Origin of the sequence: Bacillus sp. FSL E2-8868 (assembly GCF_038005505.1) — a bacterium.
Lineage (GTDB): Bacteria > Bacillota > Bacilli > Bacillales > Bacillaceae_G > Bacillus_A > Bacillus_A mycoides.
In genome coordinates, this window is sequence record NZ_JBBOTI010000001.1 from 133,497 (window position 1) to 148,328 (window position 14,832).

At 40.0% G+C, this 14,832-nt stretch carries 15 protein-coding genes; 10 read left to right on the plus strand and 5 right to left on the minus strand.

Annotated elements, in window-relative coordinates; all coding sequences use genetic code 11:
* Positions 1-15 precede the first annotated feature (15 nt).
* Genes NSS74_RS00770 through NSS74_RS00780 form a run of 3 tightly spaced genes read right to left on the minus strand, consistent with a single transcriptional unit; the run spans position 16 to position 4,140 of the window.
* Positions 16-1,095: a Ger(x)C family spore germination protein gene (locus tag NSS74_RS00770; protein WP_012261854.1), complete on the minus strand. Its 1,080-nt coding sequence runs from the start codon at positions 1,093-1,095 to the stop codon at positions 16-18.
* Positions 1,071-2,165 carry a spore germination protein gene (locus NSS74_RS00775; protein WP_002143458.1) on the minus strand — a complete coding sequence of 365 codons (1,095 nt, stop codon included), beginning with the start codon at positions 2,163-2,165 and terminating at the stop codon, positions 1,071-1,073. Before NSS74_RS00775 ends, NSS74_RS00770 begins: the two co-directional genes overlap by 25 nt.
* 16 nt (positions 2,166-2,181) lie before the next feature.
* Positions 2,182-4,140, minus strand: a complete 1,959-nt coding sequence (locus tag NSS74_RS00780) for a spore germination protein (protein ID WP_002143456.1) — start codon at positions 4,138-4,140, stop codon at positions 2,182-2,184.
* 152 nt (positions 4,141-4,292) lie between these two features.
* On the opposite strand from NSS74_RS00780, the gene NSS74_RS00785 reads away from it, so the two are divergent.
* Positions 4,293-5,417: an alpha/beta fold hydrolase gene (locus NSS74_RS00785; protein ID WP_002143455.1), complete on the plus strand. Its 1,125-nt coding sequence runs from the start codon at positions 4,293-4,295 to the stop codon at positions 5,415-5,417.
* A 48-nt stretch (positions 5,418-5,465) separates the two neighbouring features.
* On the opposite strand, the gene NSS74_RS00790 is transcribed toward NSS74_RS00785, so the two are convergent.
* On the minus strand, positions 5,466-5,648 hold the full coding sequence (locus NSS74_RS00790; RefSeq protein WP_002015640.1) for a hypothetical protein: 183 nt from the start codon (positions 5,646-5,648) through the stop codon (positions 5,466-5,468).
* Positions 5,649-5,847: 199 nt separating this feature from the next.
* Here NSS74_RS00790 and NSS74_RS00795 point away from each other — a divergent pair, with 199 nt between their 5' ends.
* From NSS74_RS00795 to NSS74_RS00820, 6 genes are all read left to right on the plus strand, one after another.
* Positions 5,848-6,153: a rhodanese-like domain-containing protein gene (locus tag NSS74_RS00795; protein WP_000141214.1), complete on the plus strand. Its 306-nt coding sequence runs from the start codon at positions 5,848-5,850 to the stop codon at positions 6,151-6,153.
* A 76-nt stretch (positions 6,154-6,229) separates the two neighbouring features.
* Positions 6,230-6,454, plus strand: a complete 225-nt coding sequence (locus NSS74_RS00800; RefSeq protein ID WP_000512595.1) for a spore germination protein — start codon at positions 6,230-6,232, stop codon at positions 6,452-6,454.
* Positions 6,455-6,474: 20 nt separating this feature from the next.
* Entirely contained in the window at positions 6,475-6,798 is a 324-nt protein-coding gene (locus NSS74_RS00805) for a hypothetical protein (RefSeq protein ID WP_002143452.1), read from the plus strand.
* A 121-nt stretch (positions 6,799-6,919) separates the two neighbouring features.
* Positions 6,920-9,742, plus strand: a complete 2,823-nt coding sequence (locus NSS74_RS00810) for a BclA-related collagen-like exosporium protein (protein ID WP_340813108.1) — start codon at positions 6,920-6,922, stop codon at positions 9,740-9,742.
* 197 nt (positions 9,743-9,939) lie between these two features.
* Positions 9,940-10,953: a GTP 3',8-cyclase MoaA gene (gene moaA / locus NSS74_RS00815; RefSeq protein WP_002138702.1), complete on the plus strand. Its 1,014-nt coding sequence runs from the start codon at positions 9,940-9,942 to the stop codon at positions 10,951-10,953.
* A gap of 16 nt (positions 10,954-10,969) precedes the next feature.
* The gene (locus tag NSS74_RS00820; protein ID WP_002067678.1) at positions 10,970-11,983 is read left to right on the plus strand and encodes a molybdopterin-synthase adenylyltransferase MoeB; all 1,014 of its coding nucleotides are present in this window, start codon (positions 10,970-10,972) and stop codon (positions 11,981-11,983) included.
* Between the two features lie 42 nt (positions 11,984-12,025).
* Here the strand turns inward: NSS74_RS00820 and moaC are convergent, their stop codons facing one another.
* Positions 12,026-12,511, minus strand: a complete 486-nt coding sequence (gene moaC, locus NSS74_RS00825) for a cyclic pyranopterin monophosphate synthase MoaC (protein WP_002129484.1) — start codon at positions 12,509-12,511, stop codon at positions 12,026-12,028.
* A gap of 83 nt (positions 12,512-12,594) precedes the next feature.
* Here moaC and NSS74_RS00830 point away from each other — a divergent pair, with 83 nt between their 5' ends.
* The 3 genes from NSS74_RS00830 to moaE are packed head-to-tail and all read left to right on the plus strand — an operon-like array spanning position 12,595 to position 14,830.
* Complete coding sequence (locus NSS74_RS00830) at positions 12,595-13,884, plus strand: molybdopterin molybdotransferase MoeA (protein WP_002143450.1); 1,290 nt, start codon at positions 12,595-12,597, stop codon at positions 13,882-13,884.
* Positions 13,848-14,369, plus strand: coding sequence for a molybdopterin-guanine dinucleotide biosynthesis protein B (mobB, locus tag NSS74_RS00835; protein WP_002143449.1), 522 nt, complete (start codon positions 13,848-13,850; stop codon positions 14,367-14,369). Before NSS74_RS00830 ends, mobB begins: the two co-directional genes overlap by 37 nt.
* Positions 14,366-14,830, plus strand: coding sequence for a molybdopterin synthase catalytic subunit MoaE (gene moaE / locus NSS74_RS00840; RefSeq protein ID WP_002129479.1), 465 nt, complete (start codon positions 14,366-14,368; stop codon positions 14,828-14,830). The genes mobB and moaE overlap by 4 nt, the downstream gene beginning before the upstream one ends.
* Positions 14,831-14,832 lie beyond the last annotated feature (2 nt).

The window sequence follows — 14,832 nt, forward strand, 5'->3', positions numbered from 1 at the left end:
AGTTCAATCATTAACTTATTCAATTACACCAGAATTTGTAATATTGACAGTGTATTTCACCTTAATAGGAACATCTTTATACATTCTTCGCCACTCTTCTAATTTGAATGGACGGTAATGTTCTTTATACCTTGCGCCGAGACCGAGTGGATCCACATTTAAAGATTTAAACTGTTTAATTAATTTGTTAGCCGTTGCACCTAATTGTTTTTCAACTGATTTTTCTATTTTTTTTGTGTTCTTTTTATTTTCTAAGTTGAACTGTTTAGATAGTTCTTGAATACGTGCTTCTAGTTTGACGTGTATGAAAAATGATGGTTTACCATCTTTAATACTTACTTGGTAAGTTGGGACGGATCGAATATTATTAATGATTGTGTATCCTGAGTTTGCTTTAAATTCATGTGAATCTAAGCGATGTTTTTCCAATAAACCTTTAAAGGCGAACATATCGTGATAACTAATTTTGCCAATATATTTATCTCCTTTTAAAAGGCCGATGCCAGTAATTTTTATTTTATCTTTATCTTTTTTGAGAATTGGTAAATAGGAATCTTGGCCTTCACGATAATATCGATAAGCTCCTAAATGTAGATTGTCAGTAGGTAAAGGGCCTGTTTGCATATTATGGTCTAACATTTTCTTTATATAAATGGCAACGTTAGATGATGTTGTATATTTACCTTTTAGTAAGTCCATTCCAGTTCCTTCTAATAGACCGACATACATTGAGTTCCCGATGTTCACATCACGAATTAATGTGTCAAAGGAAGTTGACAATCCTTTTTTAGCAATTCTTGTAGTAAATAAAGCAAAACGCATTTGTCCACTTGCAAACGGTTGAGAGGATTCTAAAGAAGTATCCGCTTTTACTTGTTTTACTGCGTTTCCTACTCCTTCAAAGACTTGAACTTTATTACCTTTTTTCTGTATAGGACAAACGAATGTGACTTTTACTTTATTATCTTTTGCTGTATCAAAAACAGTCCCTTGAATTAGGTTGACATCATCGATAATATTTTTTTGTAAGCAACCAGTTAGACTAAGGACGCTGATACAAGAAAGAAGCATTAATTTTCTTTTGATTTTTTCCATTTTCTTTTCACCCACACAATAATAAATAGAATTGGGATGTATATGTAAATAAGCCAAAAACTAACCCTTGATGCATTACTAATAAAGTCATTAATATCATGTCTGTTTGTTAAAAGTTGTGAAACAATGAGGGTAATGAGCAAAAAAGTAATTAAAACACCTCTTTGTTTTACACGAAATATTTCGTGTGTTCCTCTTGTCGCAGCCCATAAAGGAAGAATGAAGCTTGTAACAATAACGAGAGCGTAAGCTGAGATTGCAATGTACTCTAGCCTTTCTATGAAAGGAAGTTGGATAACTTGAGTCATAGAGAGCTGGGCCCAAATTGTTTTGGATAATTGTTTTTCGCTAAAGAATGTAAAAGCTAAGAGGGTACTAAATAAATATAAAAGATTAGAGAATAGCACACCGTATTGTGCAAATTTATGAGATTTCTTAGACTCTTTTACAAATGGATAAATCATAAGAAAAATTTCAAATCCGCTCATAGTATAGATTGATAATTGAGCTGCTTTTAAAATGTCTGAAAGCGAATGTGAAAATACAGGGAGTAAATTAGACCAGTGAGTGTATTTTAGGATAAAAAGGCTAATGAAAAGATATCCGAGTGTCCCGCCGATAGAAATGACACAGATACCAGTAATAACACGAAAACCAGATGAGATAATATAATAACCGACTAAGCATAGAAAAGTTGTTAGCATCCAAATCGAAGCAGAAGGAAACATCCATACTTGAATAATTTCTACATATGTTCGAATAACGGAAATACTAACAGTTAAAAAATACGCCATAAAAATGAGGTTAATACCGTTTCCTAGCCATTTTCCAAATGTTTGTCTTTGTAAATCAATTAAATTTCCGTTTGTTTCTTTTAACAAGAAATACATCATCCATAGGAGAATATGAATGATGATTCCTGTGATGAAAACTCCTATCCAACCGTCATATCCAGCAGCCTTAGCAATAATACGGGCAAACCCAAGAACGCCGGCACCGAATTGTGCACCGTGAATTAAAAAGAAAACGAAGACGGGTGATATTTGGTGTTCTGCTTTAATTTTACTCATCGATGCACCTCATTTCTTAATCATCAAAATCAGATGTATGTTTTGTTGAAATTCCGTTTGCTGATTTCTTAACATGCTGTGGTCTAGCTTGTACATCCCTTGTATCAATCATCGTTAATGGAAAGCGAATCCAAGAGTCCTTTGCTGATTGTTGGCGTGTTGGATAAAAAAGTGCGTACGGTTTACGTAAAGAAGTTAGTCTAAAAAGATGGGTAAATAAAAAGATAAATCCAAGAGAGATACCAAATAGACCACCTATTTCTGCAAAGGCGAGAAATGGGAAACGTAGTAAACGAACGGCGTTACCCATTTTATAAATGGGTGTAATAAAGGAAGCTAACGCTGATAAGGCAACGATAATTAATAAAATGTTACTCGTTAACCCAGCTTGAACGGATGCTTGTCCAATTACGATACCACCTACAATGCCGAGTGTTTGTCCTACTTTCATCGGTAACCTAGCCCCAGCTTCTCTTAATAAATCAATAACTAATTCCAAAAAGAGTGCTTCGATTAAAGGTGGGAATGGTACTTGTGCTCTTGATAAAATCAATGTTTCAAGCAAATCGCTTGGAATGAGTTCGTAATGATAATTTAAAACGGCAACATATAATGGGGCTGCACAAATTGAGAAAAGAACCGCGATAAGTCGTAAAATCCTTGAAAATGTAGCGTACAGCCAAGAGACGTTATAGTCTTCTGGTGAAATAAAGAAATCGAAATATGAGACAGGAGTTAGTAGAACGTTTGGTGAACCGTCAACAAAAATTGCAATTTTTCCATCAATAAGTGCCTTTGTCACTCTATCAGTTCGTTCTGTATTTATATATAATGGAAAAATTGACTTTTCTCCCATTAATTCTTGAAGATAAGCACTATCATTAATTTGATCGTATTCAAGAGCTTGCAATGATTCTTCGAGAAAATCCACATTATCTTTTTCTGCAAGGTTGTCTAAATACATTATTACAACCTTTGTTTTCGAAAAGGAGCCAATTATTATTTCTTTTGTCTGCAGTTCTAATACTGGAAGGCGTTTACGGACTAAATTAATATTTGTATCAATAGCTTCTACAAAACCTTCTTGCGGACCGATAACTGTTGATTCATTTAATGGAGGGCTTGGTGCCCGGTAAGTATCAATTGCAATGTTTGCAAGCATACATTTTTGATCTTGCTGGTGCAATTGAATAATCGCATGTCCCTTTAAAACCATGTCCTCAATTTTTTGTAAGTCGTTCGTAATCGTTATACCACTCATTGGAATATGTTCTTTTAGCTCTTCGAGTGAAGAGCAAGATCGTTCCAAAAGAGTAGGCATTAAATACTTTTGTAGTTTTTCCCCATCAAGTGATGGACGATAGTAAGAAATCCAATAAGGCATCGTTTCATCATCAGATGTATGATAATTAACAAAATCACTAGACTGCTTTAGTTTTGCTATTAAGTCTTGTAGAGAGTGAATATGGTCCTTTTCTGGTTTGCTAAAGTCATAAATGCTGTTACTTCCAGCGCTTTGAGAAGGATTCTTTTGTGCAGCCGGTTGCTGTTTGTCTTGAGAAGGATTCTTTTGTGCAGCCGGTTGCTGTTTGTCTTGAGAAGGATTCTTTTGTGCAGCTGGTTGCTGTTTGTCTTGAGAAGAATCTTCTTGTGTAGATTGCTGCTGTTTGTCTTGAGAAGAATCCTCTTGTGTAGACTGTTGCTGCTTGTTTTGAGAAGAATCCTCTTGTGTAGATTGCTGCTGTTTGCTTTGAGAAGAATCCTCTTGTGTAGATTGCTGCTGTTTGTTTTGAGAAGAACCTTCAGTTTGTTCTACATTTTTTTGCTGGCTATTCTTATCTTGGTTATGTTTCATGCTTCTAGTTTGCTTTTGGTTATTGCCCTTTTGATCGTTAGACTGTTGCTTCGTATCATCTGTCTCTTTTCTATCTGCTGTATTTGATTTTTTTTTCTTACGTAACCAATTCCAAATCATATATATTCCCTCTTTGATTTTGTAATATAGTGCTATTTTGTGGCTAATTTTGTATATTATTCATTTGTTTATGAAAAGAAGGAGGAGATTGGCTTGCATAGAAAAAATCCTTTAGTAAGCAGTTCATAAAATGACGGGAAGAAGGCGAGTCTGTGCAAATTGTAAAAAAGGAGAAGTTTGTTTTAAAAGAGTTTGTGTTTGAAAATGGTAGGGAAATTCCTGTTCAAATGGGGTATGAGACGTATGGCACTTTAAATAGAGAAAGATCAAATGCGATTTTGGTTTGTCACTATTTTAGTGCAACAAGTCATGCGGCAGGAAAATATACAGAGCATGATGAGGAAGCTGGTTGGTGGGATGGATTAATTGGACCTGGAAAAGCAATTGATACAAATAAATATTTCGTTATATGCACTGATAACCTTTGTAATGTACAGGTGAAGAATCCCTACGTAATTACAACGGGACCAAAATCGATAAATCCGATGACTGGTTTTGAGTATGCGATGGATTTTCCAGTTTTCACATTTTTAGATGTAGCACGTATGCAATATGAGTTAATAAAAGATATGGGGATTGCTAGGCTACATGCTGTAATGGGACCGTCGGCAGGTGGGATGATTGCGCAGCAATGGGCTGTTCACTATCCTCATATGGTAGAGCGAGTGATTGGAGTTATTACGAATCCACAAAATCCAATTATAACGTCGGGAAATGTAGCGCAAAATGCGATTGAAGCAATTCAGCTTGATCCAAACTGGAAAGGTGGAAAGTATGGAGAAGAGCAGCCAACGAAGGGTCTTCATTTAGCAAATCGAATGATGTTTATGAATGCGTTTGATGAACATTTTTATGAAACGGCATTCCCGCGGAACAGTATAGAAATGGCACCTTATCAGGAATTTTCTGCATTAACATCATTTGAGAAAGAGATTAATAAAGTGACATGCAAAAGTATAGATTTAGTAGATGCAAATTCGTGGATGTACACTGCGAAAGCAGTCTTATTACATGATATTGCGCATGGATTTTCTTCTTTAGAAGAGGCTCTTTCTAATATAGAAGCGAATGTACTCATGATTCCGTGCAAACAAGATTTACTTCAGCCACCTCGTTATAATTATAAAATGGTAGACATTTTGCAAAAGCAAGGGAAGTACGCAGAAGTATATGAGATAGAAAGTATAAATGGGCATATGGCTGGGGCATTAGATGTTCATTTGTTTGAAAAGAAAGTTTACGAGTTTTTAAATCGGAAAGTATCTAGTTTTGTGTAGGAAATAATTAATGTGGAAAGGTGCATGATTTATAGTAGGCACCTTTTTTTACATGATTTGCAGACGGAAAATATATGAAGCGACTGATAAACCGAAGAAAGCTATACTAAGTAATAGAAATAAGAATGACATTTCTTGAGGGGATTTTATCTTTTTATTATTTTTCATACTAAGAGCAATAACTGCAAAAACTAAGAAAATGATGCCCATAATGAAAAGAAAAAGTGTCATTTTAACTGGCTCCTTTCATCAAACAAGTATATTGAGGATACAATGCGTCAGTTATGTTTGTAAAGAATAAGTTTTGCTGGAAAATTGAGAAATAAATGTTCCATTCTTTGCGTTCCTTCCTTCGCGTGCTAAAATTGATGAGAAATGATTGTTTAAAGAAGAAACTGAAGGTTTTATTGTATATAAGGAGGAACTACATATGACAGAAGTAAAAACAATTACTACAGAAGAAGTGCAAGAGCGTTTAGAAAATGGAGAAACATTATTTTTAGTAGATGTAAGGGAAGATGAAGAAGTAGCGGCAGGGAAAATTCCAGAAGCTGTACATATTAAAATGGGCGATATTCCAAATAAAGTGGATTTCTTTGAGAAAGAGAATGAATATATCTTTATTTGCCGTTCGGGAATGCGTAGTGAAAATGTATGCCATTATTTAAATGAGCAAGGATTTAAAACAGTGAATATGGTTGGCGGTATGCTTCAATATGAAGGCGAAACTAAATAAGTAGCTGCAAAAACTTGAAACGAGTCTGTTTCAAGTTTTTTTCTTTTGCATACAGTATACAAAAGGGGGAGGGGAAATGGGAATTAACATGCGTAAAGTAAAAATTATTAATAATACAGGAGCTGTTAATGTCGGCGACTGTTATGATATCTCACCTTTAGCTGTGGCAAAAATATATGCTGGTGCTGGAGGATCGAGTGCGGCTGTGTTTTTAAATGGGAAACGACAGCCAGAAGCTGTGATTAGAACATCAGTGTTTCTTCCGCCATTAGCGACGAGTACACGTACATTAGGTGCATAAAGGAAAGGTAGAGTGTAAGTATGCCTGCACGTATTAAAGAATTTATTATCGTTAATAATACTGGGAATATATTTACAGGTGACAATTTGAGTGATACTTCATTTACTGCTACGAAATCGTATAGTGGTTCAACGGGTTGCACTTGGATTGATGTTGTTACAGTAATAGGGACGGAGACGAAGCTGTGTTTACAACCGGGAGATTCGGTGACGACAACCTATACACGAGGTACCCCTGCTGGTACTTTAACAGGAACAAATATGGGGCAAAGTGTAAATGCATCGGGTATAGCGCAAGCTGTCCCGAATACAGATAATATGGATTCAATTGCGGGACTCCCTTAAGGAATTAAGGGAGTTTTTATTATTTAAAATAAAAATAGTCTTTGAGATTGTTTTTGTAAATACATATTAAGAAGAAGAGGTTTGTTTAAAGTAAAAAAGATGGTGTGTAGGTGGTGAAAGTGTGAAAGAGCGCGATAGACAAAATTCATTAAACTCTAATTTCAGAATTTCACCGAATCTTATTGGACCTACCTTTCCTCCCGTTCCAACGGGATTTACTGGCATTGGGATTACTGGTCCAACCGGTCCACAAGGCCCGACCGGCCCACAAGGACCAAGGGGATTTCAAGGTCCGATGGGGGAGATGGGCCCGACAGGACCTCAAGGAGTGCAAGGGATTCAAGGACCAGCTGGACAAATGGGTGCAACAGGACCAGAAGGACAGCAGGGACCACAAGGATTAAGGGGACCACAGGGAGAAACTGGAGCGACAGGACCTCAAGGAGTGCAAGGGTTACAAGGTCCGATTGGTCCGACCGGAGCGACTGGGGCACAAGGTATACAGGGGATACAGGGATTACAGGGGCCGATTGGAGCTACCGGGCCAGAGGGACCTCAAGGAATTCAAGGAGTGCAAGGGGTACCGGGTGCAACAGGTTCACAAGGAATACAAGGAGCTCAAGGGATACAAGGCCCACAAGGACCGAGTGGAAATACGGGAGCAACAGGAGTGACTGGTCAGGGGATTAGTGGTCCGACTGGAATAACAGGTCCAACAGGGATAACCGGCCCATCTGGAGGACCTCCAGGTCCGACTGGAGCAACTGGTGCGACAGGGCCAGGAGGTGGACCGAGTGGAAGTACAGGTGCGACGGGAGCGACTGGAAATACTGGAGTAACTGGAAGTGCGGGAGTGACTGGAAATACAGGTTCGACTGGAAGTACAGGAGAAACAGGAGCACAGGGCCTGCAAGGAATCCAAGGGGTTCAAGGGCCAATTGGACCAACGGGTCCAGAAGGTCCGCAAGGTATTCAAGGTATTCCTGGTCCGACAGGAGTAACTGGTGAACAAGGAATCCAAGGGGTTCAGGGAATTCAAGGGATAACGGGGGCAACCGGAGATCAAGGTCCGCAAGGTATACAAGGGGCCATAGGACCTCAAGGTATAACAGGAGCAACAGGAGATCAAGGCCCACAAGGAATACAAGGGGTACCTGGTCCAACCGGAGACACAGGTTCACAAGGAGTCCAAGGAATTCAAGGGCCAATGGGTGATATAGGACCAACAGGCCCAGAAGGCCCAGAAGGACTTCAGGGTCCGCAAGGAATACAAGGAGTGCCAGGGCCAGCTGGAGCAACAGGTCCAGAGGGCCCACAAGGAATACAAGGAATTCAAGGACCAATAGGAGTAACAGGTCCAGAAGGTCCACAAGGAATTCAGGGAATACAAGGGATTCAAGGTATAACAGGAGCAACCGGAGCACAAGGAGCAACTGGAGTTCAAGGTGTTCAAGGGAATATAGGAGCAACAGGTCCAGAGGGCCCGCAAGGAGTGCAAGGTACTCAAGGTGATATAGGTCCAACAGGTCCAATGGGTCCACAGGGAGTTCAAGGTATCCAAGGAATTCAAGGACCGACGGGTGCGCAAGGAGTGCAAGGCCCACAAGGAATTCAAGGAATCCAAGGGCCGACAGGAGTAACTGGAGATACGGGTACAACAGGGGCGACAGGGGAAGGGACTACAGGGGCAACTGGAGTAACGGGTCCATCAGGAGGCCCAGCTGGACCGACTGGCCCAACAGGTCCATCAGGTCCGACGGGATTGACAGGTCCATCCGGTGGACCACCTGGTCCGACAGGAGCGACAGGTGTAACGGGAGGAGTAGGCGATACGGGAGCAACAGGGTCGACGGGTGTGACCGGAGCAACTGGAGTAACTGGTGCAACAGGAGCAACGGGGCTGCAGGGTCCACAAGGAATACAAGGAGTACAAGGAGACATAGGCCCAACCGGTCCGCAAGGTGTTCAAGGTCCACAAGGGATCCAAGGTATAACGGGAGCAACGGGAGATCAAGGGCCGCAAGGAATTCAAGGCCCGCAAGGAATCCAAGGTCCAACAGGTCCTCAAGGAATCCAAGGAGGTCAAGGCCCACAAGGGATACAAGGGGCAACAGGTGCAACCGGAGCACAAGGCCCACAGGGAATTCAAGGGATACAAGGAGTGCAAGGTCCGACTGGTCCACAAGGCCCAACCGGAATACAAGGTGTGCAAGGAGAAATAGGTCCAACAGGTCCGCAAGGTGTGCAAGGTTTACAAGGTCCACAAGGCCCAACCGGGGACACAGGCCCACAAGGCCCACAAGGAATTCAAGGTCCAACGGGAGCAACAGGAGCGACAGGTTCACAAGGAATTCAAGGTCCAACGGGAGCAACAGGAGCGACAGGTTCACAAGGAATCCAAGGTCCAACGGGAGCAACGGGAGCAACGGGAGCAACGGGAGCAACGGGAGCAACGGGAGCAACGGGAGCAACGGGAGCAACGGGAGCAACAGGAGCAACAGGAGCAACAGGAGCGACCGGGGTGACTGGAGTTAGTACAACTGCAACGTATTCCTTTGCAAATAATACTTCAGGAAGTGCTATTTCCGTGTTGTTAGGCGGTACGAATATACCATTACCGAACAATCAAAATATTGGACCGGGAATAACAGTTAGTGGTGGAAATACTGTGTTTACCGTTACAAATGCAGGTAATTATTATATAGCCTACACAATTAATATAACGGCAGCTTTACTTGTAAGTTCGCGTATAACTGTAAATGGAAGTCCGCTAGCAGGAACAATAAATTCACCGGCAGTGGCTACAGGTTCATTTAATGCGACAATTATTAGTAATTTAGCTGCGGGCTCTGCTATTAGTTTACAGTTATTTGGATTACTTGCAGTGGCTACATTATCTACGACAACGCCAGGAGCTACTCTAACTATTATTAGATTAAGTTAATAAGCAAAAAAACCTTGGAACTTTTATGTTTCAAGGTTTTTTATCCCTCTATTTGTGGGCTAATAATCAGTGAGGATGGACAAAACCCCCACTGATTAAAGTTTCACTTTATTCACTTGAGCAAAAACATCGCGGTTCAAAAATATATTATAATAGAATGAAGAGAGGTATAAATTTGGCAGAAAGGGAGAGTGGCGATGCAGGAGAAGGTTAAAGATTTTTTCGGACGCCCACTTCAAGATTTACGCATCTCTGTCATTGATCGTTGTAATTTACGGTGTACGTATTGTATGCCAGCCGAAGTGTTTGGTCCTGATTATGCTTTTTTGAAAGATGAGTTTTTACTGACATTTGATGAAATAGAGCGATTAGCAAAAGTATTTGTTAGCATCGGTGTACGGAAAATTAGACTTACTGGTGGCGAACCCTTGCTCCGTAAGGACTTAACAAAACTTATCGAACGTCTCGTGAAAATTGACGGTTTAGTAGATATAGGATTAACGACAAATGCGATTCATTTAACGAAGCAAGCGAAGGCGTTAAAAGAAGCTGGGTTACACCGAGTAAATGTTAGTTTGGATGCGATAGATGATAATGTGTTCCGCGCAATTAATGGCCGGAATATGAATACGAAGCCAGTGTTAAAAGGAATTATGGCAGCGAAAGAAGCAGGCCTTGAAGTGAAAGTAAATATGGTTGTGAAAAAAGGAATGAATGATCATCAAGTACTTCCGGTTGCTACGTATTTTAAAGAACAAGGAATCACGCTTAGATTTATTGAGTTTATGGATGTTGGCAGTACGAATGGATGGAATTTTGATCAAGTTATTACGAAACGAGAATTAATTGATATGATTCATGGGGTGTATCCAATTGAGCCAGCTGAAGCTCATTATTTTGGTGAGGTTGCGAAGCGGTATCGATACGTTGGAACGAATGTAGAGGTTGGTTTTATTACCTCCGTTTCTGAGTCATTTTGTTCTTCTTGTACGAGAGCAAGAATTTCGGCAGATGGAAAGTTTTATACTTGCTTGTTTGCGACAGAAGGAATGGATTTAAGGAAACTTCTCAGGGAAAACCTTTCGGATAATGAGTTATTAAAAGCTATACAATATGTATGGGAGAATAGAAAAGATCGATATTCAGATGAACGGACAGAAGAAAGTGCGAAAAATCGTCCGAAAATTGAAATGTCTTATATAGGAGGATAAGAAAGGGGGATGTCGTATGCAAGAGCGATATTCAAGACAAATGTTATTTTCTGGTGTTGGGGAAGAAGGGCAACGGAAAATAAGAGGGAAGCACGTGCTCGTCATCGGTGCTGGTGCGCTCGGAGCAGCGAATGCAGAAGCAATTGTTAGAGCAGGTGTTGGAAAAATTACAATTGCGGATCGTGATTATGTAGAATGGAGTAATTTACAAAGGCAACAATTATATACAGAAGAAGATGCGAAGCATTATAAGCCGAAAGCGATAGCGGCAGCAGAACATTTAAAGGCAATTAATTCCGAAGTAGAAATTGTACCGGTTGTGACTGATGTAACGGTGCAAGAAATGGAAGAGTTAATTAAAGGTGTAGATTTAATATTAGATGCGACAGACAATTTTGAAACGCGCCTTCTTATTAATGATATATCCCAGATGTATAACGTTCCATGGATATACGGAGGATGTGTTGGAAGTTACGGAGTAACTTATACAATCTTGCCAGGAAAAACGCCGTGTTTTCGATGTTTAATGGAACATCCGGCGAGCGGAGCGACATGTGATACGGCCGGTATTATACAGCCAGCAGTGCAATTAGTAGTTGCACATCAAATAACGGAAGCCTTGAAAATATTAGTAGAAGATTTTGAGGCACTTCGTGAAACGATGCTATCATTTGATCTTTGGAATAATCAACAGATGGCATTTAAAGTGAATAGGCAGAAAAAGGATACATGTTTATCCTGTGGAAAGTTACGTACATATCCGAGTTTAACATTTGAAGCACAAACGAAAACAGAAGTATTATGTGGGCGAAATACAGTTCAAATCCGTCCAGGTGTGCGTCAGGGTTTTAATTTAGAAGAAATTAAAAAGCGCTTACAAAAAAGTGTGGATGTAAAAGCAACGCCGTATTTATTATCATTTCCAGTGGAAGAATATCGTTTTGTTTTATTTACAGATGGCAGGGCGTTTATTCATGGTACGAATGATATGAATGTTGCGAAACGACTATATGCAAGATATATAGGTTGAACCTAAAGGGGAATCCTTTAGGTTCAAATGGAAAAGGTAGGATTAAGAATTTCTAATATAATCTCCATTTTTTCCGCCCGTTTTTTCAAGTAAGTACGTTTCGCCAATAATCATACCTTTATCAACGGCTTTACACATGTCATATACAGTAAGAGCGGTAGCGGAAGCAGCTGTTAAAGCTTCCATCTCAACGCCGGTACTACCTTCTGTTTTAACTTTTACTTCAATAAGTAGCCGATATTGTTCTTCTGACTGTTTCCAATCGAAAGAGACGTCAACACCTTTTAATAATAAAGGATGGCACATTGGGATAATATCAGAAGTACGTTTTGCAGCCATAATACCTGCGATTTGTGCGACGGCTAATACGTCACCTTTACCAATTTCGTTGCGTGAGATTTTATCAAAAATTTCTTTTGTAACGAGAATGCTAGAGCATGCTATTGCTGTTCGAACGGTTATTTTTTTGTCACTTATATCAACCATTTTAGCGCGCCCTTGGTCGTTGAAATGTGTGAATGAAGACATGGAATTCCTCCTTGAAGTAATTGCGATTTAATATATAAAGTGTAATCGAGATTAGATATTTTGCAAATATGAGGTGAGAAACAATGGTAGAAAAACGAATCCCGATTCAAGTTGCTGAGGCTGTAGAGCGGGTTATGAAATATGCTAAGCATGGTGAAGTAGAAGAAGTTTCTATTACAGAAAGTTATGGGAGGGTTCTTGGAGAGGATGTTGTCTCAGATCACGACGTTCCTCACTTTGATCGTTCTCCTTACGATGGTTTCGCAATTCGAGCAGAAGACACGAAGGAAGCGAGTCAAGAGCAGCCGATTGAATTTGAAGTAATAGGAGAGATCGGAGCAGGATCTGTTTTTACAGAAGAAGTAGGGGCTTTTCAGGCGGTTCGTATTATGACAGGAGCAGCTATTCCAGAAGATTGCAATGCAGTCGTAATGCTAGAACTGACGGAAGGATTCGAGAGGAACGAAAGTACATATATGAAGTTAAAACGTCCTTTCCAAAACGGTGACAATGTGTCATTTAAAGGAGAAGATATAAAACAAAATCAAGTCCTCGTTAAGAAAGGTGTTGTAATCAATCCAGGTGTTGCCGCATTATTAGCGACGTTTGGATATAGCACTGTGAAAGTTGTAAAACAGCCTGTTGTCGGTATTGTAACGACGGGCAGCGAATTACTAGAAGTGCATGAGGCGTTAGAGCCAGGAAAAATTAGAAATAGTAACTCTTACATGATTGCCGCTCAAATTATGAAAGCTGGCGGAAAAGTGCGTTACTATGGACAACTTGCTGATGAGTTAGATGCATGTTTTACAGCCGTTAAATCAGCGATGGGCGAGGTTGATATTTTAATTACAACGGGCGGTGTTTCAGTAGGAGATTACGACTACTTACCGGCTATTTATGCAAGGTTACAGGCGAATGTACTCTTTAATAAAATAGCGATGAGACCTGGAAGTGTAACGACAGTAGCTGAAGTTGATGGAAAGTTACTTTTCGGTTTATCAGGTAATCCGTCAGCTTGTTATGTAGGTTTCGAATTATTTGTACACCCAATTATGAAAACGTATTTACATGCGAAGGAGCCTCACGTATATAGAACTGATGCTATTTTACAAAAAGATTTTCCGAAACCAAATCCGTTTACTCGTTTTGTAAGAGCGAAAGCGAGTATTGTTAATGGGGCACTACAAGCGATGCCAGTCGGTTTAGATAAATCGAGTGCGGTCTCTTCACTTGCGGATGCAAATGCTTTTATCGTGCTGCCTGGAGGAACGAGAGGATTTGAAGCAGGAATGAAAGTGTCTGTATTATTGTTAGAATGCTCTGAGGGAAGTGATTGGCCGTGGGCAAAGCCTCTTCAATCTTACAAATAGTAGGGTATCAAAATAGCGGGAAAACAACACTTGTAGAGAAGATGGTACATGCATTAGCTGAAAGAGAAATGAAGGTTGCTACAATTAAACATCATGGTCACGGGGGCTTTCCTGAAGTAGCGCAAAAAGATAGTGAAAGACACCGAAAAGCTGGTGCTGTAGTAAGTAGTGTAGAAGGTGCTGGATTACTATCTTTGTCCTCTTTGCGAGATGAATGGTCCTTGCAAGAAATTATCCGCTTGTACGAATTTTTTGAAGTAGATACGATTTTAATAGAGGGCTATAAAGCTGAGAACTATCCGAAAGTAGTGTTACTTCGTTCTGCGGAAGACGCTGAACTTTTACATAAAGTAGAAAATATAGCGGCAGTTATTACGTGGTATGATGCTTCGTCAAATGTACGAGAAGAATATAAAGTATTTCATATAACAGAAGAAAAATTGTATATAGACTGGTTTTTACAAACGGCTAGGGGTGCAAAATGATAAATACGTATTATGAAGTAATTGATACAGAAATCTCGATTGAAGAGGTGACAAAGAAAGTAGTTCGCCGTGAATGTGGTGCTGTTACAACATTTATCGGGACAGTTAGGGAGTTTACGAAAGGGCGTCGTACACTATACTTAGAGTATGTAGCTTATAAGACGATGGCAGAAAAGATGCTACAGAAAATTGGGTCAGAAGTGAAGGAGAAGTGGCCCGGTACACATGTTGCGATTACGCATCGCATCGGCACGCTGCAAATTTCTGATATAGCGGTTGTTGTTGCTGTATCAACGCCTCATCGCAAAGAGGCTTATGAAGCGAATGAATATATTATGGAGCGTATTAAGCAAATTGTTCCAATTTGGAAAAAGGAGTTTTGGGAAGATGGTGACTCATGGATTGGTGACCAATTAGAAAAAACACCATATCCAGCAGGAGAGCCTGGGAAGGAGTTATAAAT